16 protein-coding genes and 1 pseudogene are annotated in these 19,878 nt (G+C 35.4%); 3 read left to right on the top strand and 14 right to left on the bottom strand.

Features of this window, described 5'->3' with window-relative positions; genetic code table 11:
* Positions 1–3: 3 nt before the first annotated feature.
* The 6 genes from H9L01_RS07125 to H9L01_RS07100 form a co-directional block, all read right to left on the bottom strand.
* Entirely contained in the window at positions 4–630 is a 627-nt protein-coding gene (locus H9L01_RS07125) for a bifunctional 4-hydroxy-2-oxoglutarate aldolase/2-dehydro-3-deoxy-phosphogluconate aldolase (RefSeq protein WP_246448954.1), read from the bottom strand.
* 168 nt (positions 631–798) lie between these two features.
* The gene (locus H9L01_RS07120) at positions 799–6,576 is read right to left on the bottom strand and encodes an InlB B-repeat-containing protein (RefSeq protein WP_187533270.1); all 5,778 of its coding nucleotides are present in this window, start codon (positions 6,574–6,576) and stop codon (positions 799–801) included.
* 210 nt (positions 6,577–6,786) lie between these two features.
* Entirely contained in the window at positions 6,787–6,987 is a 201-nt protein-coding gene (locus H9L01_RS07115) for a hypothetical protein (protein ID WP_187533269.1), read from the bottom strand.
* Between the two features lie 121 nt (positions 6,988–7,108).
* Positions 7,109–8,050: an alpha/beta fold hydrolase gene (locus H9L01_RS07110; protein ID WP_187533268.1), complete on the bottom strand. Its 942-nt coding sequence runs from the start codon at positions 8,048–8,050 to the stop codon at positions 7,109–7,111.
* An 11-nt stretch (positions 8,051–8,061) separates the two neighbouring features.
* Complete coding sequence (locus tag H9L01_RS07105) at positions 8,062–8,697, bottom strand: TetR/AcrR family transcriptional regulator (protein ID WP_187533267.1); 636 nt, start codon at positions 8,695–8,697, stop codon at positions 8,062–8,064.
* A 146-nt stretch (positions 8,698–8,843) separates the two neighbouring features.
* Positions 8,844–9,437, bottom strand: coding sequence for a nitroreductase family protein (locus H9L01_RS07100; RefSeq protein ID WP_187533266.1), 594 nt, complete (start codon positions 9,435–9,437; stop codon positions 8,844–8,846).
* Between the two features lie 242 nt (positions 9,438–9,679).
* Here H9L01_RS07100 and gpmA point away from each other — a divergent pair, with 242 nt between their 5' ends.
* The 3 genes from gpmA (at position 9,680) to zwf (ending at position 13,370) form a co-directional block, all read left to right on the top strand.
* Positions 9,680–10,426: a 2,3-diphosphoglycerate-dependent phosphoglycerate mutase gene (gene gpmA, locus H9L01_RS07095; RefSeq protein WP_187533265.1), complete on the top strand. Its 747-nt coding sequence runs from the start codon at positions 9,680–9,682 to the stop codon at positions 10,424–10,426.
* A gap of 99 nt (positions 10,427–10,525) precedes the next feature.
* Complete coding sequence (gndA, locus tag H9L01_RS07090) at positions 10,526–11,935, top strand: NADP-dependent phosphogluconate dehydrogenase (RefSeq protein WP_187533264.1); 1,410 nt, start codon at positions 10,526–10,528, stop codon at positions 11,933–11,935.
* Complete coding sequence (gene zwf / locus H9L01_RS07085) at positions 11,919–13,370, top strand: glucose-6-phosphate dehydrogenase (RefSeq protein WP_246448948.1); 1,452 nt, start codon at positions 11,919–11,921, stop codon at positions 13,368–13,370. Before gndA ends, zwf begins: the two co-directional genes overlap by 17 nt.
* A 50-nt stretch (positions 13,371–13,420) precedes the next feature.
* Here the strand turns inward: zwf and H9L01_RS10945 are convergent, their stop codons facing one another.
* The 8 genes and pseudogenes from H9L01_RS10945 to H9L01_RS07055 all read right to left on the bottom strand — a co-directional run bounded on the left by H9L01_RS10945 (position 13,421) and on the right by H9L01_RS07055 (position 19,877).
* Positions 13,421–13,870: a DHHA2 domain-containing protein gene (locus H9L01_RS10945; protein ID WP_343062567.1), complete on the bottom strand. Its 450-nt coding sequence runs from the start codon at positions 13,868–13,870 to the stop codon at positions 13,421–13,423.
* Between the two features lie 123 nt (positions 13,871–13,993).
* A pseudogene (locus H9L01_RS10940) lies at positions 13,994–14,062 on the bottom strand (hypothetical protein); the annotation flags it as partial.
* Positions 14,063–14,091: 29 nt separating this feature from the next.
* Positions 14,092–15,072 (bottom strand): CBS domain-containing protein, encoded by a 981-nt coding sequence (locus tag H9L01_RS10935; RefSeq protein ID WP_343062566.1) that lies wholly within the window; start codon positions 15,070–15,072, stop codon positions 14,092–14,094.
* A 237-nt stretch (positions 15,073–15,309) separates the two neighbouring features.
* Complete coding sequence (locus H9L01_RS07075) at positions 15,310–16,104, bottom strand: MurR/RpiR family transcriptional regulator (protein WP_187533263.1); 795 nt, start codon at positions 16,102–16,104, stop codon at positions 15,310–15,312.
* A gap of 20 nt (positions 16,105–16,124) precedes the next feature.
* Complete coding sequence (locus H9L01_RS07070; protein ID WP_187533262.1) at positions 16,125–17,219, bottom strand: MupG family TIM beta-alpha barrel fold protein; 1,095 nt, start codon at positions 17,217–17,219, stop codon at positions 16,125–16,127.
* Between the two features lie 122 nt (positions 17,220–17,341).
* Positions 17,342–18,259, bottom strand: coding sequence for a siderophore ABC transporter substrate-binding protein (locus H9L01_RS07065; RefSeq protein WP_187533261.1), 918 nt, complete (start codon positions 18,257–18,259; stop codon positions 17,342–17,344).
* A gap of 9 nt (positions 18,260–18,268) precedes the next feature.
* Entirely contained in the window at positions 18,269–19,024 is a 756-nt protein-coding gene (locus H9L01_RS07060) for an ATP-binding cassette domain-containing protein (RefSeq protein WP_187533260.1), read from the bottom strand.
* Positions 19,017–19,877, bottom strand: a complete 861-nt coding sequence (locus H9L01_RS07055) for an iron chelate uptake ABC transporter family permease subunit (protein ID WP_187533259.1) — start codon at positions 19,875–19,877, stop codon at positions 19,017–19,019. The genes H9L01_RS07060 and H9L01_RS07055 overlap by 8 nt, the downstream gene beginning before the upstream one ends.
* Position 19,878 lies beyond the last annotated feature (1 nt).

The following is a 19,878-nucleotide window of genomic DNA, read 5'->3' as shown; positions in this document are numbered from 1 at the left end:
CACCTACTTTTTGTTAAAGAATCGTGCGACTTCTGTCTCAAATATTTTTAGAGACTCCATCATAGCATTTTTGTCTTTATTTTTGATATCGACTTTACGAAACAAGCCACCAGCGGTACCAATGTAATCGTAACCACCTTCTAATGCTTCAAAGACATTGGATGCATTAATGCCACCTACTGCCATTAATGGGATGTTTCCCATCGGTTCTTTCACCTTATTAGCGTAGCTAATTGAGACTTCATTTGCTGGGAAGATCTTGATGACATCTCCTCCTTGATAGTAAGAGTCTGCAATTTCACTTGCAGTAAATGCACCAGGAATTGATAAAATATTGTGGCGTTTACAATACGCTAACATCTCTGGTGTCATCATTCGAGGTGATAACGCAAACGTTGCTCCTGCCTTAACAACAGCTTCTAGTTCTGAAAATGTTTGAACAGTACCTGCACCAACATTAAGTTTTTCACCGTATTCATTAGAAATAAATTCAATTATCTCCAAGGCATTTTCTGTATTCATCGTGATTTCCATGTTTTTAACATAAGTACTGTTTAATAGTACTTCCGCTACACATGCAACCTCATTTTGGTTGTAACCTCTTAAAATCATTGTAATTGGACTTAACATAATTCCACCTCCTGACTAGACTATACACAATAGTTGAAACGGCTTACATCACAAACTCTTGCAACAAGTCTTTGCAAGAACTTAAAATAACCATTTAAACAAAAAAAACTCTCTTAATAAGAGAGTTTCTTTATCTTAGTAACTTATCATCGTAAATCAAATTAAGATTTATGATTCTTTGCGATCTTCTCGTTTTCTAAGTAGTGTTAAGATTCCACTGAATAATAGGAGTCCTCCTGCCAAGATAGAGAATTGATTATTGTTAACACCTGTAGTTGGTAATGTAGGATCTGTAGGTTTCACAGGATCTACGGGTTTAACTGGGTCAACGGGTTTAACAGGATCTTTAGTATAGATCGCATAAACCGTCATATTCTCTGTTATCACTGCTTCTTTTGGATCAAAGCCAGTTCCTTTGCCATCTTCTTGAGTATTCCATTCTTTGAATGTATGACCTGCAAGTGTTGCCATAGGAACTTTTGTTTGGTCTAACTTCGTATTGTAAAGAGTTGTTACTACAGTCATGTTTTGACTATCAACAAACGTTACTGCAACTTCATTAACATCATAGATTGCATAAACAGTCATGTTTTCCGTAATTACTGCTTCTTTAGGTTCAAAGCTAGTTCCTTTGCCATCTTCTTGAGTATTCCATTCTTTGAAAGTATGTCCTGCAAGTGTTGCAGTAGGTACTTTTGTTTGGTCTAATTTGGTATTATACAGTGTATTTACAACTGTTGTCGTTTTGCCATCAATGAATGTAACTGCTACTTCATTGATTTCATAGATTGAGTAAACTGTAATATTCTTAGTAATTTTTGCATCTTCTGGGATGAATGTATCTGCACTTCCATCAACATTAAAGTTCCATTGCTTAAAGGTATGGCCTACCTTGGAAACAGTAGGAATTTGTTCTTTAGCAAGTTTCGTATCGAAGGATACTGTTGCGGTGTAAGATTTTAAACCATCAATGAATGTCACTATATATTGATTGACATTGAAGATTGCATAGACTGTTTGATCTTCTGTAATAAGTTCAGTGCCAACATACTTCGTTCCAAGTCCGTCTTCTTGAGTATTCCATTCTTTAAATGTATGGCCTACTTTTGTAGCGGTTGGAATGTCAGCTGGTTTCACTGCTGTATTGTAATCTGTGGTTGCGACATCGGTCTTATTACCATGAATAAATGTGACCTTCACAGGATTAGCGATAAAGATTGCATAGACTGTTTGATCTTCTGTAATAAGTTCAGTGCCAACGAATTTCGTTCCAAGTCCGTCCTCTTGAGTATTCCATTCTTTAAATGTATGACCCACTTTTGTAGCGGTTGGAATGTCAGCAGGTTTCACTGCTGTGTTGTAATCTGTGGTTGCGACATCTGTCTTATCACCATGAATAAATGTGACTTTCACAGGGTTGGCGATAAAGATTGCATAGACTGTTTGATCTTCTGTGATTAATTCTGTACCGACAAATTTCGTTCCAAGTCCGTCCTCTTGAGTATTCCATTCTTTAAATGTATGACCCACTTTTGTAGCGGTTGGAATATCTGCGGGTTTCACTGCTGTGTTGTAATCTGTGGTTGCGACATCGGTCTTATCACCATGAATAAATGTGACCTTCACAGGATTAGCGATAAAGATTGCATAGACTGTTTGATCTTCTGTAATAAGTTCAGTGCCAACGAATTTCGTTCCAAGTCCGTCCTCTTGAGTATTCCATTCTTTAAATGTATGACCCACTTTTGTAGCGGTTGGAATGTCAGCAGGTTTCACTGCTGTGTTGTAATCTGTGGTTGCGACATCTGTCTTATCACCATGAATAAATGTGACTTTCACAGGGTTGGCGATAAAGATTGCATAGACTGTTTGATCTTCTGTGATTAATTCTGTACCGACAAATTTCGTTCCAAGTCCGTCCTCTTGAGTATTCCATTCTTTAAATGTATGACCCACTTTTGTAGCGGTTGGAATATCTGCGGGTTTCACTGCTGTGTTGTAATCTGTGGTTGCGACATCGGTCTTATCACCATGAATAAATGTGACCTTCACAGGATTAGCGATAAAGATTGCATAAACTGTTTGGTCTTCTGTGATTAATTCATTACCAACGAATTTCGTTCCAAGTCCGTCTTCTTGAGTATTCCATTCTTTAAATGTATGGCCTACTTTTGTAGCGGTTGGAATATCTGCAGGTTTCACTGCTGTATTGTAATCTGTGGTTGCGACATCTGTTTTATCACCATGAATAAATGTGACTTTAACAGGGTTTGCAATGAAGATTGCATAAACTGTTTGATCTTCTGTAATAAGTTCAGTGCCAACAAACTTCGTTCCAAGTCCGTCTTCTTGAGTGTTCCATTCTTTAAATGTATGGCCTACTTTTGTAGCGGTTGGAATATCTGCAGGTTTCACTGCTGTGTTGTAATCTGTGGTTGCGACATCGGTCTTATCACCATGAATAAATGTGACCTTCACAGGATTAGCGATAAAGATTGCATAGACTGTTTGGTCTTCTGTGATTAATTCTGTACCGACAAATTTCGTTCCAAGTCCGTCCTCTTGAGTGTTCCATTCTTTAAATGTATGGCCTACTTTTGTAGTGGTTGGAATATCTGCAGGTTTCACTGCTGTGTTGTAATCTGTGGTTGCGACATCTGTCTTATCACCATGAATAAATGTGACCTTCACAGGATTAGCGATAAAGATTGCATAGACTGTTTGATCTTCTGTAATAAGTTCAGTTCCAACAAACTTCGTTCCTAAACCGTCTTCTTGAGTATTCCATTCTTTAAATGTATGGCCTACTTTTGTAGCGGTTGGAATATCTGCAGGTTTCACTGCTGTGTTGTAATCTGTGGTTGCGACATCGGTCTTATCACCATGAATAAATGTGACCTTCACAGGATTAGCGATAAAGATTGCATAAACTGTTTGGTCTTCTGTGATTAATTCATTACCAACGAATTTCGTTCCAAGTCCGTCTTCTTGAGTATTCCATTCTTTAAATGTATGGCCTACTTTTGTAGCGGTTGGAATATCTGCAGGTTTCACTGCTGTGTTGTAATCTGTGGTTGCGACATCTGTTTTATCACCATGAATAAATGTGACTTTCACAGGGTTTGCAATGAAGATTGCATAGACTGTTTGATCTTCTGTAATAAGTTCAGTTCCAACAAACTTCGTTCCTAAACCGTCTTCTTGAGTATTCCATTCTTTAAATGTATGGCCTACTTTTGTAGCAGTTGGAATATCTGCTTCCTTGATTGCAGTATTGTAATCAACTGTTGCAGTATCAATTTTTGTACCATTAATGAATGTCACCGTTACTGGATTGACAGTATAAATTGCATAAACAGAAATATCTTCATTTATTATTTCGGTACCTACGAATTTTGATCCGAGTCCATTTGCTTGAGTATTCCACTCTTTAAATGTATGACCCTCTTTTCCTACTGGAGTAGGAATTTGATTTGTTTTAAGTGCTGTACCGAAATCAGTTTGTTGAACATTGACATTACCTTCATCATTGAAGATAACATTTACTTTATCTACTGTAAAGATAGCGTAAACAGTACGATCTTCAGTAATAATTTCAGTACCAACAAACTTCGTTCCAAGACCATCTTCTTGAGTATTCCATTCTTTGAATGTATGACCTACTTTTGTAGCGGTTGGAATGTCGGTAGGATTTACTGCCGTATTATATACTGTTGTCGCAGTATCTGTTTTATCACCATGAATAAATGTAACAGTTACATTATTAATTTCATAAACAGCTTTTACTTCGGTATCTTCAATGATTACGACTGTAGCAGGATCAAAGGCTTTAGTTGGTTCATTTAAATATACCCAACCTTTGAATGTGTATCCTGGTTTACTTGTATTTGGAATCTTACTTTGATCAACCTTAGTATTGTATTCCGTTTTCACATCTGTAACATTTTCATCAATGTGGAACTTCACTGACAATTTATGGGCTTCATATTGGGCTTCATAAAGAGTCGAATCATTTCTCATATCAGTAGCATCTGTTTTGTCAACGAACACATGAACTTTACTATCACTATCTTTGTATTTCCACTCTTTAAAAGAAAGAAGTGTATTGTTTGGAGTCGGTGTATCATGCATAAATGAGTTGTAATCAGCTGCCGAAATGATGAGTTCACCTTCGTCTTGAATGGTGTAGCGATCAAACAATGATTTTAATGTTGTTCCATCACTAAATTTACCATCTTTCGCATCTTTCTTAGGCCCTACTGTTGTTCTAAAATCTTTATCATATCGATATTGTAATAGATAGGGATCAGAAGTTTTTACAACGAGTGGTGATTTCAAATATTGACTGAGCATAAAGAGATTCGATTTTTGATAGCTATCCGTAATATTGATTTTCCAATTTGTCATGTCTATATATTGTAGTTGATAGGTTCCTTGGAATATTTGTCCGATATCTTCAAATCCTGCAGTATTCCATTTACCAGGATTGATATAATTTAAATTTTGCATTCCATAAAATGCTGAGTTTGCATTTTTAATGTTGTCCACTTTCCAGTTTTCAACTTCAAGGGTCTCGAGATTTGATTGATAGAACATTTGATAAATAGTTTCAACATTATCCATCTTGAAATGAGAAACATTCAAGTGTCCTATAACGCCATATCCGCCACCACTGGAATCGAGTAATTTAAGATTATTAAACATACTTTCCATTGTTGTAGCACTACGGGTGTCAAAGTTATCGATATTTAACTTTGGAATGGAATTATAAGCAAACATTTCTGAAAAATCGGTAACATTCTTCGTATCAAATGATGAAACATCGATTTCTTGAATTGCACCCATGCTGTAGAACATTCCCGCCATTGTAGTAGCGCTACGTGTATCTAATGCTTTTAAGTCTATGAATTCAAGACCTTTAGTAAATGCAAACATCGCTGAGAAGTCAGTAACATTTGATGTATTCCAGTTTTTAAAATCGAACTCATAAAAACTTGGCATGTTCGAGAACATATTGCTCATGGTTTTTACATTTGATGTATTCCAATTAGGAACTTTTAATTCCCAAATTCCTGATTTTCTAAACATACTTTCCATTGTTTTAACTTTTGAAACATCCCAGTTGGAAAGATCAATATGTTGTAATACTTGTGTATCCGTAAATGTCCCGCTCATATCGGTGACGTTAGAAGTATCCCAATTTGAAACATTTAGGGTTTTAATATTCAATGACCCACCAAATGTTCCACTCAGGTCGACGACTTTAGAAACATCAAGCCCTGTCAAATCAACATACGTTAAAATGGGGTGATTTGCAAAAACTTTATTCAATGATACTTCAGTATTGTTTCCATATGCGCCTAGTAATACTTTTTCTTTAGCAGAAGGATTTGAACTTGGGCCCACTGCTTCGAAAATTACCGATTGAAATCTGAATTTATTGAAATCAGATTTGATAAACATGTTGAGATTGTTGAATTGAACACGTAAATCTTCGCCATCAACATTCACATATGAAGGAATATAGATATTACTAATACCGTTAACATCATCTTTAAAACCTGTAATTGATAATACACCATCAGAGTTTCTATTATATTTCCAGTCTTCAATGTTAAAAGTTCGCATAGGATCAGCATCAGCAAGAGCTTTAGGAGCAGCTTGTACCTCAGGTGCTTTTTCTTCGATATTATTCGTTTGCGGAGTTTCTTTTTCAACCTCTACTTTTGTAGAGTTCTTTTCGTCAACAATTTCGTCATCACCTAAAGCCTGACTGGAGTGTTCGTCACTCTTGTCTTCGGTTGCTTTTTCATCTTGAACTGATTCAGTAATCGGTACTTCGCTAAGTTGATTCTTATCGTCCAATTCTTCTGCTTTTGCAGTCACTGAAGATACAGCAAGCAATAATGAAATTGTTAAAACACTAAATGTTTTCTTCCAATTCATTGTATTCTCCCTTTCCACTAATCGATAACTATGTTAACAGTTTATCAATATCTTAATCATACCTTTAAAACTGTGACACAAATGTGAAAGACCTATGAGATTTCGGTGGAATTATTTACACAAGACCATCACATTTATATAAGGTAAGAAATACAAATTAAAAAAGGCTCCGATTTTTTTCTAAATCAGAGTCTAAGTATAGTTATCTAGCTACCATACTTTCTTGGTTTTTATAGAATATATGATACGAAAGAGTGCCAGAATAATGAGTACCCCAAACAATGCGATGAAGTACGGTATTCTTGTTTGATCAAAAACATCCGCATATTGAGCACCGAACCCCATACCAAGTAGAAATGAAGATACTACAATAATTACGATATTCAAAATAATTGCCGTTTTAGCTTTCATCAATAATCCCCTGCCTATTATTGAAATAGTGAGTAATGATTTACTTATTTCATTACTTTTATTATAGCAGTCTTTCTAATAGAAAACACACTGTTCCTTAGAGTAGTGTGTTTATTCCATATTATTTAAGTGAATCTAAGAATGCTTTTGTTTCATTTACGATTTGTGGTCCATTTTCATGGTGAAGATAATGATCTCCATCAATTAATGTAACATGTCCGTTTTCAACAGCTGCAGCTTGTTCATAGTGAAGCTTTTGCCAATCAGGTTGATTTGGGTTAATTTCTTGAACAAATAGATAGACAGGCATATCTGAAGGGAAAGTCTTACCTTTCAATCGGTCTAAACTATCATCCAGGTGACCAAGTTCATCAAGCATTGTTCCATTCATGGATTGCTTGTTACTAATCATTCCCATGAGTTTAATTTCATCTTTTGTAAGTCCTTCGGATATATTTGTTGGTTCACCAGCAAATAGAGATTGGAATCTTAAGAAACCTGAATTTCTTAGGAAGCTAAAGAGACCCATTGGCATTGGTGCGGTAAATTGTCCAGAAACACTTGTGTCAATACCAATAAATCCCTTCATTTGTTCAGGATAAGTATTAGCATATTCCAATCCGTAAAGTCCAGCGATAGAGTGTCCCATGTAATAAAATTCAGTTACACCCACTGCTTCAAGCGCATCGTGATAGTCTTTAACAATATTTTCTTTTGTACGTTCTTTATCGGTACGATCACTCAGACCATAACCAAATGGTTCAACAACTACAACTTTATATTCGTCTTTCAATCCTTCGATTACAGGTTTGAAGTCAATAACTGGTGAAGGTGTTCCCCATCCTGGAAATAAAGCGATAACTTCTTCGCCATCACCATAAATCGTAACATTCATTTTCTTACCATCAACATCAACACGTTGGCCGTATGCTTGTGCAGCAATCTTTTTCTCATCACTCTTGGTTGCAATTTGGTCATAAGTCCAAACTCCGCCCATAAATATAAGTACAAACGCGAGAATACCAAGTAGTACTTTCTTTAGTACATTCCAAAATTTCTTCATATTTTTTCCTCTTACTTTATTATTTCTGTATTTAAAATCATTTCCATGCTTTCAGAATTTAATACATCAAGACCCATACCATCTAATGCAAGCTTCAATACATGAAGTTTCGCATCAAACTGAGTAATCGTATCTTTGTACATTATTGATGAAAACCACGTATCAAATAACATAAATGAAGCTTCCGCAACACAATATGGATAATCAATTGATAGTGAACCATCATTATTGCCTTCAATAATTAACGATTCGAGTTGAGGAACAACATAATCATTTCCCAAATTGAAGATTTCAACTAGAATCTTAGGATTCTTCTCAATAAGTTTGAGTCCTGGTAATTGGCTGGAAGACTTCGCACCCATCAACATTTTCGTGATTACGGTTTGAATCTTATCGCGACCACTACCTGTTTTATCTTCAATCATATTCTCAATATAATTACTTTGCGGAACTAAAGTTTTAATCACAGCAATTAAAATATCTTCTTTAGAATCAAAATGATGATAAACGGCACCTCGAGTTAAACCGTCTAAACCATTCACGATGTCTTGAATCGACGTTTTGTCGTATCCTTTTTCAGTAAATAATTGCGTTGAGACTCGGACAATATCATTGACAGTCTGTTCTGAATCATATCTGTTTTTCATGGCCCCTCCTACCGAAACATTCATTCGGTATGTTTATAATAAATCATCTTATGTTTATTGTCAACCATTAAACATTCAATCGGTATGTTTATTAAATTATCGCATAAAAAAACCCACTTTATAGTGGGTTATTACATATATTACTTTTAGAATACTTTAACTTTATCTGACACAGGTTGTGTTTCTTTAGGGTTAACAGTATCAACTGCTTTACCAAATGGCATTTGAGCAACAAGTTTCCAGTTTGCAGGTAAATCAAATGCTTCTGCAGCTGCTGCATCAACGATTGGGTTATAGTGTTGTACTGATGCCCCAACACCTTCTCCAGCTAATGCTGACCAAATTACAAGTTGTAACATACCGTTTTCTTGTTGTGCCCAGATTGGGAAGTTTTCTGCATAAAGAGCAAAATTTTCTTGTAGACCTTTAACAACATTTTCGTCATAGAAGTAAAGAATAGTTCCTTGACCTGCTTTAAATGATTCTAATTTATTGATTGTATTTTCAAACCCTTCTGCTGGAGCAACTTTTCGTAATTCTTCACGAGTTAGATCCCAGAATTTGTCGCTGTTTTCACCAAACAATACAACAACTCGTTGAGTTTGAGCATTAAATGCTGATGGTGTTAAATCTACTGATTTGTTAACTAATGCAACAATTTCTTCTTTAGTTAATACTTCTTCTTTTGATAATCCGTAACGGGAACGACGCACTTCTAAATCTTTAAAAATATTTGACATAATATAATATCCTCCTGTGTCACTATGTTATTACAGAACTCATTATATAGTCATTTACTATGTATTGCAATTTTGATGCTCAAAAGATTATTTTTCTTTTTAGTTTTTTCACATTAATATTTATCGTTTATCAAATTAGCTTTTATTTTAGTCTTTTAATCGTGATTTATCCTTTTAGAGTCTAGAAATTATGAAATAATAGGTGTAAACTTAGATTATATGCATAAGGAGGCAATTATTTTATGAAACTCGTAGTCGTAAGACATGGTGAAAGCGAATGGAATCAAAAAAACCTTTTCACAGGATGGGCAGATGTTGAACTTTCTGAAAAAGGTGTTGAAGAAGCAAAACAAGGAGGCCGTCTTTTAAAAGAAGAAGGATATGACTTTGATGTTGTATATACCTCATATTTAAAGCGTGCTATCCATACAATGGATAACATTCTTAATGAAATGGATCGTACTTGGTTACCTATTATTAAGGATTGGCATTTAAACGAACGTCACTATGGCGCATTACAGGGTTTAGACAAATCTGAAACTGCTGCTAAATATGGTGAAGATCAAGTTCTTATTTGGAGACGCTCATTTGATGTGAAACCTCCAAAACTTGAAGTTACTGATGAACGTGCTCCACGTAACATGGAAGCTTATCGTGACGTTGAAGATAAAGATATCCTTCCTCTACACGAATCATTAAAAGAAACCATTGAACGTGCAGTCCCTTACTTCGAAGAAACAATCAAACCACAAATGCTTGATGGCAAACGTGTTCTTATTGTTGCTCATGGTAACTCACTTCGCGCTCTTGTAAAATACTTTGATGAAATGAGTGATGAAGAAATCATGAAAGTAAATATCCCAACAGGTGTTCCTTTGGTTTATGAATTTGATGATAACTTCAACGTTTTAGATAAATACTATCTTGGAGATCAAGATGCTCTAAAAGCTAAAATGGAAGCTGTTGCTAATCAAGGTAAAGCTAAATAATGAACCGCCTCTTCAAATTCGAAGAGGCTTTTTAATGTTTATTTTACTAGTCTAATAGTAAGTTTTTAGATACAATAGAAGAGGAAATTGGAGGTCATTATGAAAAAAAATGATATTGGTGTTATCGGACTGGCTGTCATGGGTTCAAATCTTGCATTAAATATGGCAGATCATGGTTATGATGTCGCATTATATAACCGTACCTATTCTGTAGGTGAGAAAGTTATGGCGGAAAATCCTCATGATCACCTTCATCTTTACGAAGCTTTATCTGACTTTGTAGCATCTTTAAGTGCTCCTCGTAAAATCGTATTGATGGTTAAGGCAGGAGCTCCAGTCGATCGTGTCATTGATGGATTAATACCCCTACTAGATCAAGGGGATATTATTATGGATGGAGGTAACTCAAACTTTAGAGATACCATTCGTCGAACAGAGGCAATTGAAGCTCAAGGTCTTCGCTATCTTGGTGTTGGTATTTCAGGTGGTGAAGAAGGTGCTCGATTTGGTCCAGCAATTATGCCAGGTGGAAGTCAAGATGCATATGCACATGTATCCGCAATTCTTGAAGACATCTCTGCAAAAGCAGAAGGAGAACCATGCTGTACCTATATTGGAACAGACGGAGCAGGTCATTATGTAAAAATGGTACACAACGGTATTGAATATGCGGATATGCAATTAATTGCAGAAAGTTATTCTTTACTTAAACATGTTGGTGGTTTAAACAATGATGAACTTGCTGAGACATTCTCGGAATGGAATCAAGGAGAACTTGAGTCCTTCCTTATTGAAATTACAGCACAAATCTTTAAGGAACTTGACCCTAAAACAGGAAATTCTTTGGTAGACATGATTTTGGATACTGCTGCACAAAAAGGAACTGGTAAATGGACTGCTGAAGAAGCTCTTAATACTGGAACTGATGCATCACTTCTAACGTCAGCTGTTTTCGCTCGATTTATGTCAGCAGATAAACAAGCACGAGTTCATGCATCTAAAGAACTACACTATGATGCACCAACAATTAAAATCGAGGATCAAAAAGCTTTCGTTAACTCTGTTAAAGAAGCACTTTACGCAAGTAAAATCATTGCTTACGCTCAAGGATTTGATTTAATGAAACGTGCATCTTCAGAATATGGTTGGAATCTTAACTTTGGTGAGATTGCAAAAGTATTCCGTGAAGGATGTATCATTCGTGCTAAATTCTTAAATAGAATCAGCGAAGCTTATGACAAAAATAGTGACTTAGCAAACTTAATGCTTGATTCATACTTCAATGAAAAACTCACTACATATCAAAAGAGTCTTCGTGACGTAAGTTCTCTTGCCATTCAAGCAGGAATCAGTATTCCAGCATTTACCAATGCCATTTCATACTTTGATTCATATCGTAACGAACGTTCAAATGCAAACTTAATCCAAGCACAACGTGATTTATTTGGAGCACATACTTTTGAACGTATTGATGAAGAAGGACACTTCCATCATGAATGGAATGAATAAAAAGCCTCATATTGTCACCATATTTGGAGGAACGGGAGACCTTACCTACCGTAAGCTGTTACCTGCCTTCTATAATCTTATGGAAACCAATCATCTTCCAGATGACTTTCATATTGTTATTATTGGTAGACAAGATTTAACAACCGAGAGTTACCGAGAATTAGCTAAGAATTGGATTCATGAACACAGTCGTTACAAAGTTCATGATGAAAAACTTGAAGAATTCTTAAATTACGTTACTTACTTTGAAATGATATTTACTGAAGAAGAAGGTTACCACAGACTCAAAGAATACTATCAAAGTTTGTCTCCAAATGCATGTCATCTCTACTATTTTGCGGTTGCTCCAGCATTTTTTGAAGCCATTGCGATTAACTTAGGTAAAGCTGACCTTGCCTCAAACAGTAAAGTCATTATAGAAAAACCATTTGGTAATGACCTTGAGTCTGCAGGGCAAATTAACAAAACATTGACCTCTATATTTAGTGAAACAAGCATCTATCGAATCGATCATTACGTTGCGAAAGAAATGGTTCAAAACATTTTTACCATTCGATTTGCAAATACACTATTTACAAATATTTGGAATTCAGACAACATAAAAAGTATTCAAATCAGCGCTAACGAACTTGTCGGTGTTGAAAATCGCGGAAACTATTATGATCACACAGGTGCTCTCAAAGATATGTTTCAAAATCATCTGTTGCAAATTCTATCAATTGTTACCATGGATAAACCTACTGATTTTGAGGCGGAAAGTATTCACGAGAAGCAAGAAGAAATTCTTGAAAATCTGTACATTGAATCTATTAATGATGATGTGGTACTAGGTCAGTACACAAGTGATGGTAATTCTAAATCGTATCGTGATGAAGAACGTGTTTATGCATCTTCAACCACTGAGACATTTGTTGCATTAAAACTTGGATTACATCATCCTCATTGGGAAAACACTCCCATCTATGTACGTACTGGAAAACGGATGCATAAACGTGCAACTGAAGTCGTGATTGAATTTAAAGCATTAAACAATGAAAAACCGAACGTACTCATTATTAAAATTCAGCCCGATGAAGGTGTTTACTTGCGATTCAACATTAAAAAGCCAGGACAAGGTAATGATGTTCAAACGGTATTCATGGACTTCTGTCAAAGCTGTAACTATGAAAACCGTGTTAACACACCTGAGGCCTATGAACGTTTACTTAATGCTGCTCTTGATGGTGATCGTACCCTCTTTGCAAGCTATAAACAAGTTGAGCTTTCATGGATGTTTGTTGAAGACATTGTGAACCAAGTGAATCATCAGGATATCCAATTCTATGAAGCATTCACTTCAGGACCTCACAAAGCTCACGAACTGCTTAAGCGTGATGGTAATCATTGGATTGAAGAAGAAGTATATGGTGAAAATTACATTTCATCAATTGAATAGCATAATAAAAACTAACTCATATTTAATTTTGATGAGTTAGTTTTTTTGTACTATTTTTTCCCTACAAATGCATCAATTGCCATTGAGAGTCTAGGTAGGATTTGATTCTTACGTGAGACAACATCTTGTAAGACAGCTCGTTCAGCGCCTTCAGAGTCGACAGCGAAAGCATCGTCAACCACCGATTTCAGAGCTCCAGCTCCCACAATAATTGAACCGTTATCTGCAATACTTGTAAATACGACTACCAATAGATCAAGTCCATGTTTCTGAACGTACTCTTCCATTGAGTCTTCGAATGTATCGTGAATGGCATCCAACTCTGTGAAATGGTAAATAAGAATTTGAGATACCATAATCTTTTTGCCTGATATATAGAAAGTCTTAATATCTTGGTTAATAATATCTTCGTAATCTTTATTCTTTAATCCAGATGTTGCTTCATACATTTCTTGAGCAAAATCAAAACGATCTAAACCCGAGATAGTTTCAAGTTGCATTGCAATCTTGAAATCTTGGGGTGTCGTTGTTGGCGATTTTAAATTGAGTGTATCAGAGATTAGAGCCGATAGTAATAGAGATGCAACATCCTTAGGAATCTCGACACCATGCTCGTTATAGAGTTTCGTGATTATTGAAGCGGTAGAACCTATAATTTCATTTCTAAAATAAATAGGCTTTACAGTATTAATATCACCAATTCGATGGTGATCAATAACTTCTAAAATTTCAGCATCCTCTGCCCTTCAACACTTTGAGAATATTCGTTGTGATCAACAAGAATAATTTTTTTACTTGTATTGTTGAGAATATGGTAACGGGAGACAAAACCATAGATATTTCCAACATCATCAACAACTGGATAAGAACGATATCGCGTTTTCAGCATACTTCTCCCAACATCATCGACAAATTCATTAACGTTATAATGGACTAAATCGGTTGTCATAACCTCACGAACACTCGGCGCAAAGAGAAGGTAACGTGATGTATTCATGGTTCCGTGTGTTGATTTAATAACTGCACAATCATACTGACGTGCCAAATCTAACACTTCTTCTTCAATAACATCAGTCCATACCATAACAATGCAAGCCGCACCTTTTTGGATGGCAGTCATTTGGGATTCGGTATCATTTCCTACGATAACCAATCGATCGGTAAGTTCATAGTTTTCTAATTTGGTTTTCGAGATAGCTATAATACTCGTTTTCCCATTAAAGTGAAATTGTACAGGATTATAAACTAATTCCCCATCTATAGCTCGAGCTATAGCCTTGGCAGATGTTCTTTTCAAGAGTGAAATTGTATGCGCCGTATCCCCCATCGCAACACGAGCTAAGTTAGAACTTGTAACAACTCCTAATAGTTGATTACGATCATCTACGACGGCAAGCGTTTGACGTTTTTCCTCAGTGATTTCCATCGCAGTTTTAATTGATGTATCAATATGAATTGATAATGCTTCATCCATTTCAATTTCATCTAAAGTTGCACGTGCGTCTTTTAAAAGCATCGGTGCTTCAAATCCAAATCGTTCTAGTAGAAATTCTGTTTCATCACTAAGCTTGCCGAGACGGCATGCTACAGCAGGAATCCCTATTTCATTTTTTAAGTGTGCGTAAGCAATTGCAGATACAACCGAATCGGTATCAGGATGACGATGTCCGCAAATGTGTACTAAATCTTTTTCGTTTTTCATAATAACCCCTTAAGATTGCGTATAGTATTAGTTTATCATAAATCAGTCAATGAAAGCGCATTATCCTGGAAAAATACCATATTTATACATTGAATTCAATACGGTAAAACCAGCACCTTATAAAATAAAAAAGCCAAATTCCTTGGCTTTAAATTCATAAATTTTATTTTTACCGGGGTTCTTTACAAGACAGAACGATTAGTGTCTCCTTGCATTCACAATAATTTATACACAAGTTTATGCGAGGGTTGGATTACTGTACAGTAATCCATAACGCATCACCATCATATCAATGAGAAACAAGAGGGAATATTTTCCAATATCATTTGTGTTATTACCTTCAAGTACGAACGCATCATCACAAAAGTTAATGAGTGCAGAGTGTTCATTTTGAGTAAATACAATTGTTTCAATATTGTCTTTTCTCAAGACATCAACCATTTGCGAATTATTATTAAGATAAGTCCCGCCTAATGAGAAAATTATTACATAGGTCGGGGCTGTTGTTTTTGTTAAGAAAGATACCTGGTCGACATCTTGAAAAAAAGAGTAAGTTGTTTTATTAAAATACTGAAGGTTTTGTTGAAAGTAGCTGCCATAAAAATGTAGAAATTGGTTTCCCAAAAAAACGACGTTTTCCTTTTCATGAATTTTACTCAATATGTGATCTACTTTAACCAAATCGAGACTCTGTATCTGATTTTCGGTCAAAGAATTAATATCACTCCAATGTGCTAATGCCGCCTCCTTGGGATTTTCTTGAATATTATTTAAGAAAGATTTGGAATAGTTCGTTATTATAGTATGTTGATCAAATCCTTCTTTGAACTCTATAAAATTACTAAAACCGAGGTTTCTACAAAAACGACTCACAGTCGAAGGCGAGACAAAACAAGATTGAGCCACTTTATCTATCGTTAGATTTTTAATATCCTCACCCATTTTTAATAAGTTGAGTGCAAGAACGTAGTATAGATCATCACGAAAAGAACAATTTATGTATGAAAGTAACGCTTGTTTTGAATCTCGCATCAAATCACCTCTTTGATTTATTATCTCAAAAAAGTAACGGAGCTTCCAGCTTTAATTTCATTGAGAATCATCATTTCATTTTTAGGAATCGAACCTACGAAATTTTGATATCCTTCATTAGGTATCGTATCTGTAACAATTTGAACTTCGCCAGCATATCGTTTTAAGTTATCATTAATAATCAAAACATCCCCTCTTTGGAAGAATGCACGATCGCTTACACAAGGCTTGATACTCATATTTTTTGCAACCATTTTACTCGTTAGTGAACGGTAGAGATAGTCTGAAGAATCAGGACGGATAAAGTGATTATCAACGAAGAGGATTTTGGCTTCATTCGAATCTAATTCTCTATCATAGTCAATTCTGATTGAACTATTTTCAAAGTTGATGTCACTTAAAGACTTAAGCTCTTCATCTGTAGCATAGGCATTACCAATAATTATTGTATCGATATTTCCTAGACTCACTAAATGTCGTGCTTGAGCATCAATAGGTAAGCCACGATGCATTTCTAATGTAGGAAGACCACTTTCGATGTTTTTCCAAGGTCCAAACGTATTCTCATTATTTGAGCTTACAAAGGCTCCCACCGAGATGTTTTGACTCACCAATTCATTGGTTCTATTGACGAATGATTCAAAACTCAAGCCTGTATGTTTTTGTGGATAGAAATTATGACAAGCTAAGATCCGTTCTTTAGGAACTCCGTTTTCTAAGAGTAAACTCATACCACTATTAAAACTCGCATTAAACTCAACTTTAATACCACTCGTATTCTTTACAATCATCATATCTCCAAACATCCCAAATCCTACATCTAATCGAAGAATATCCACTCCCATTTCTTTAAATACAGATAAATCTGTGATCTTTGCACCCAATTCTTTGAAAACAATCTCATTCGTATCAAGTGCAACTTCAAATCCAAGATTATGGGCAAATTCTATGTATTCCTTATACGTTGTTTTGGCTTGCTCTAAATGATCGGGATTAACGGAAAGAAAACACATAAAAATTCTACTAAACCCAAGTTCACTTGCCTTTGTCATATAGTCATAATCTTTTTCTTTAAATCCATATTCTGGATAAATTGAAATTCCTAGTTGTTTCATATTTGTTACCTCTTTCGTTTTGATAGTTTTATTATACTCTCTCTGACATTAACCTAAGTTTTCAAACCAGAAACCATTTTCTAATTTAGAAAAAAAGAGACGAAATTCGTCTCTGAGTTTAATTATTGTGCAAATAAATTATTTAATTCTTTAGACATACTTAATATAGATTGAATGCCACCTTCAGTGAGATACCAGTTTTGTGGATCAACATAAATGATACGGTTATTTTTCGCAGCTTCTGTTTCTTTAACAAATGCATTGTCCATCAATTCTTCAGCTGTTTTATCCCCTTTAACAATAGCACCACGATCCATAACGATAATTACATCTGGATTGAGTGATTGAATTAGCTCGTATGATAATCCTGAACCATGTGTTGATTCTTCAATATTGTCTGCAACTGATTTGAATCCAAAAGTAGTAAATACATGATCGTAGCGTGATCCTGGACCAAATGCTCTGATTTCATTACCATTCGCCATCAAGAACAAAGTATTGTAACCTGATTTTTCTGCTTTATCATGAACTTCTTTAATTGCAGTTTCAAGTGAAGCGGTTGCTTTATCAAAATTAGTATCTGGGAAAATCAACCCAAATGTTTCAACATTCTTATTGATTGAAGCAAGCAAGCCTTCTGATGAAACATCACTTCCCATGTAAATAGTAGGTGCGATTTCTGAAAGTTGTTCATAATGTTTTGAAGAACGTCCTGAAACAATAATAAGATTTGGTGCTTCTTCTGCTATTTTTTCAAAATCTGGTTCAAACAAAGAACCGATATTCACGATACCTTCTTTATTCACATCTTTTAAAGGTGTTGGTAACGATTCAACAGGCACACCACCAATATTTAATTCCAACGTTTTCATGATATCGACAATTCCCATATCAAATACAAATACTTTCTCAGGATTTGTTTCAACTTCTGTTGTTCCAAGTTTATGCGTAATTTCAATTTTTTCTTTTGTTACTGCTTTCGGTGCTGAGCATCCTACTAACAGAATTAATGCTATAAATGTAACGAATATCTTTTTCATATGTTCCCCTTATTCTATAAATGCAACCTTATGTTCGGTGCATGATTGGATTGTGAATTTCATATCATAAATGCGGTGCAAGACACTTTCATTGAGAACATCGTCTACAGCGCCATTGGCAATGAGTCTACCGTGTTTTAAGGCAATCACATCATCAACGTAACGGTAAACCATGTTAAGGTCATGCATCACAATAACGACAGTCTTATTTCTTTGAATCGCAAGGCTTTGAATGAGTGCCATCAATTCATGCGCATGCTTTAAATCTAAATTATTAAGTGGTTCATCTAAGAAAATATAGTCAGTATCCTGAACGAGAATCATTGCGATATAGACCCGTTGAAGTTGACCACCACTCAGTTGATCAATGTATTTATCTTTTAAGTCCATACATCCCATGAAAGATAAAGATTCCAAAATAATCAATTCATCTTCATCTGTCAGTTTATGTTGGTTATGTGGGAAGCGTCCAAATGAAACAAGATCATAGACGGTCAAGCGTAAATTGGTCATGTTATTTTGCTTAAGTATCGCAACCTTTTGTGCAAATTCCCGGTTCTTGAAGTCCTTGATATTGCAATCATTGTAACGAATAATCCCTTCTGTTTCTTCAGTAAGTCGTCCCATCATATTCAAGAGTGTTGTTTTTCCCGAACCATTTTCGCCAATAATAGCAGTAACACGTCCATCGTGAACATCAACACTTACTTGATCAAGTGCATAGAACTTTCCATATTTTTTTGTGAGATTCGTTACTTCAATCATTGAATCGCTCCTTAAACATCAACCAGATAAATACAATTCCACCTAATATATTAATAATTACAGTAATCGAAGTGTTGAACTTAAGGATTCTCTCAAATACAATCTGCGCAAATAGTAATAAGCAAATCGATACGAGTGTTGAGGTGAAAATTAAGTCTTTGCTTCGATATGAAGGTTCAATTTCTTTTCCAAGGTTGGTAGTTAGTAATCCTAGAAAAGAGATGGGCCCTACAAGTGCTGTCGCAATTGAAATATCAATAGATATTAAAACTAGAGCACCTTTATAAAATCTTCCTAGGTTTACACCTAAGTTTTTCGCATGATTTTGTCCCAATGCAACGACGTCATGACTTTTAGATAAATAGGCTTGCAAGACTAGCGTTGGTAAGACGAGAAGACATGCAATCCCTAACACGTAAACATTAATCGCATTAAACGATGCGAACCCTTGATTTTGAATAATACTGAATTCATTGGGATCCATCATTAATTGCAGATACGATGTTATACTTCCGAAAAAAGTTCCGACCAGGGTTCCGATCAACAGCAGTATATATAAATCACCATTTACTTTTTTTAAGATAGTGCTATATAAAACAGTAGAGAACAGTGTCATTACAACGACACAAACAAGAAACAAACTTATGTTTGAAATATACTGTTTTAAAATCATCACAACCACAACCTGAATGAGCATATAGAGCCTGTCATATCCCAAAAGAGATGGCGTCAGAATGCGATTGTTTGTCATACTTTGAAAGTAAACAGTTGACGTATTGACGAGATAGGATACCACATAGATTGCAATCAAACGCGATCCTCTTCGCATCAAAATATACTTAATATTGTTCATC

It is taken from the genome of Erysipelothrix inopinata (assembly GCF_014396165.1).
GTDB lineage: Bacteria > Bacillota_I > Bacilli_A > Erysipelotrichales > Erysipelotrichaceae > Erysipelothrix > Erysipelothrix inopinata.
Note: the sequence above shows the minus strand (reverse complement) of the source record. Positions and strands in the feature narration are given on the sequence as shown.

Excerpts from the sequence above, each read along its gene's own strand:
- H9L01_RS07125 (WP_246448954.1), bottom strand. The coding sequence starts at position 630 with ATGTTAAGTCCAATTACAATGATTTTAAGAGGTTACAACCAAAATGAG.
- H9L01_RS07120 (WP_187533270.1), bottom strand. The coding sequence starts at position 6,576 with ATGAATTGGAAGAAAACATTTAGTGTTTTAACAATTTCATTATTGCTT.
- H9L01_RS07115 (WP_187533269.1), bottom strand. The coding sequence starts at position 6,987 with ATGAAAGCTAAAACGGCAATTATTTTGAATATCGTAATTATTGTAGTA.
- H9L01_RS07110 (WP_187533268.1), bottom strand. The coding sequence starts at position 8,050 with ATGAAGAAATTTTGGAATGTACTAAAGAAAGTACTACTTGGTATTCTC.
- H9L01_RS07105 (WP_187533267.1), bottom strand. The coding sequence starts at position 8,697 with ATGAAAAACAGATATGATTCAGAACAGACTGTCAATGATATTGTCCGA.
- H9L01_RS07100 (WP_187533266.1), bottom strand. The coding sequence starts at position 9,437 with ATGTCAAATATTTTTAAAGATTTAGAAGTGCGTCGTTCCCGTTACGGA.
- gpmA (WP_187533265.1), top strand. The coding sequence starts at position 9,680 with ATGAAACTCGTAGTCGTAAGACATGGTGAAAGCGAATGGAATCAAAAA.
- gndA (WP_187533264.1), top strand. The coding sequence starts at position 10,526 with ATGAAAAAAAATGATATTGGTGTTATCGGACTGGCTGTCATGGGTTCA.
- zwf (WP_246448948.1), top strand. The coding sequence starts at position 11,919 with ATGAATGGAATGAATAAAAAGCCTCATATTGTCACCATATTTGGAGGA.
- H9L01_RS10945 (WP_343062567.1), bottom strand. The coding sequence starts at position 13,870 with ATGCAACTTGAAACTATCTCGGGTTTAGATCGTTTTGATTTTGCTCAA.
- H9L01_RS10935 (WP_343062566.1), bottom strand. The coding sequence starts at position 15,072 with ATGAAAAACGAAAAAGATTTAGTACACATTTGCGGACATCGTCATCCT.
- H9L01_RS07075 (WP_187533263.1), bottom strand. The coding sequence starts at position 16,104 with ATGCGAGATTCAAAACAAGCGTTACTTTCATACATAAATTGTTCTTTT.
- H9L01_RS07070 (WP_187533262.1), bottom strand. The coding sequence starts at position 17,219 with ATGAAACAACTAGGAATTTCAATTTATCCAGAATATGGATTTAAAGAA.
- H9L01_RS07065 (WP_187533261.1), bottom strand. The coding sequence starts at position 18,259 with ATGAAAAAGATATTCGTTACATTTATAGCATTAATTCTGTTAGTAGGA.
- H9L01_RS07060 (WP_187533260.1), bottom strand. The coding sequence starts at position 19,024 with ATGATTGAAGTAACGAATCTCACAAAAAAATATGGAAAGTTCTATGCA.
- H9L01_RS07055 (WP_187533259.1), bottom strand. The coding sequence starts at position 19,877 with ATGAACAATATTAAGTATATTTTGATGCGAAGAGGATCGCGTTTGATT.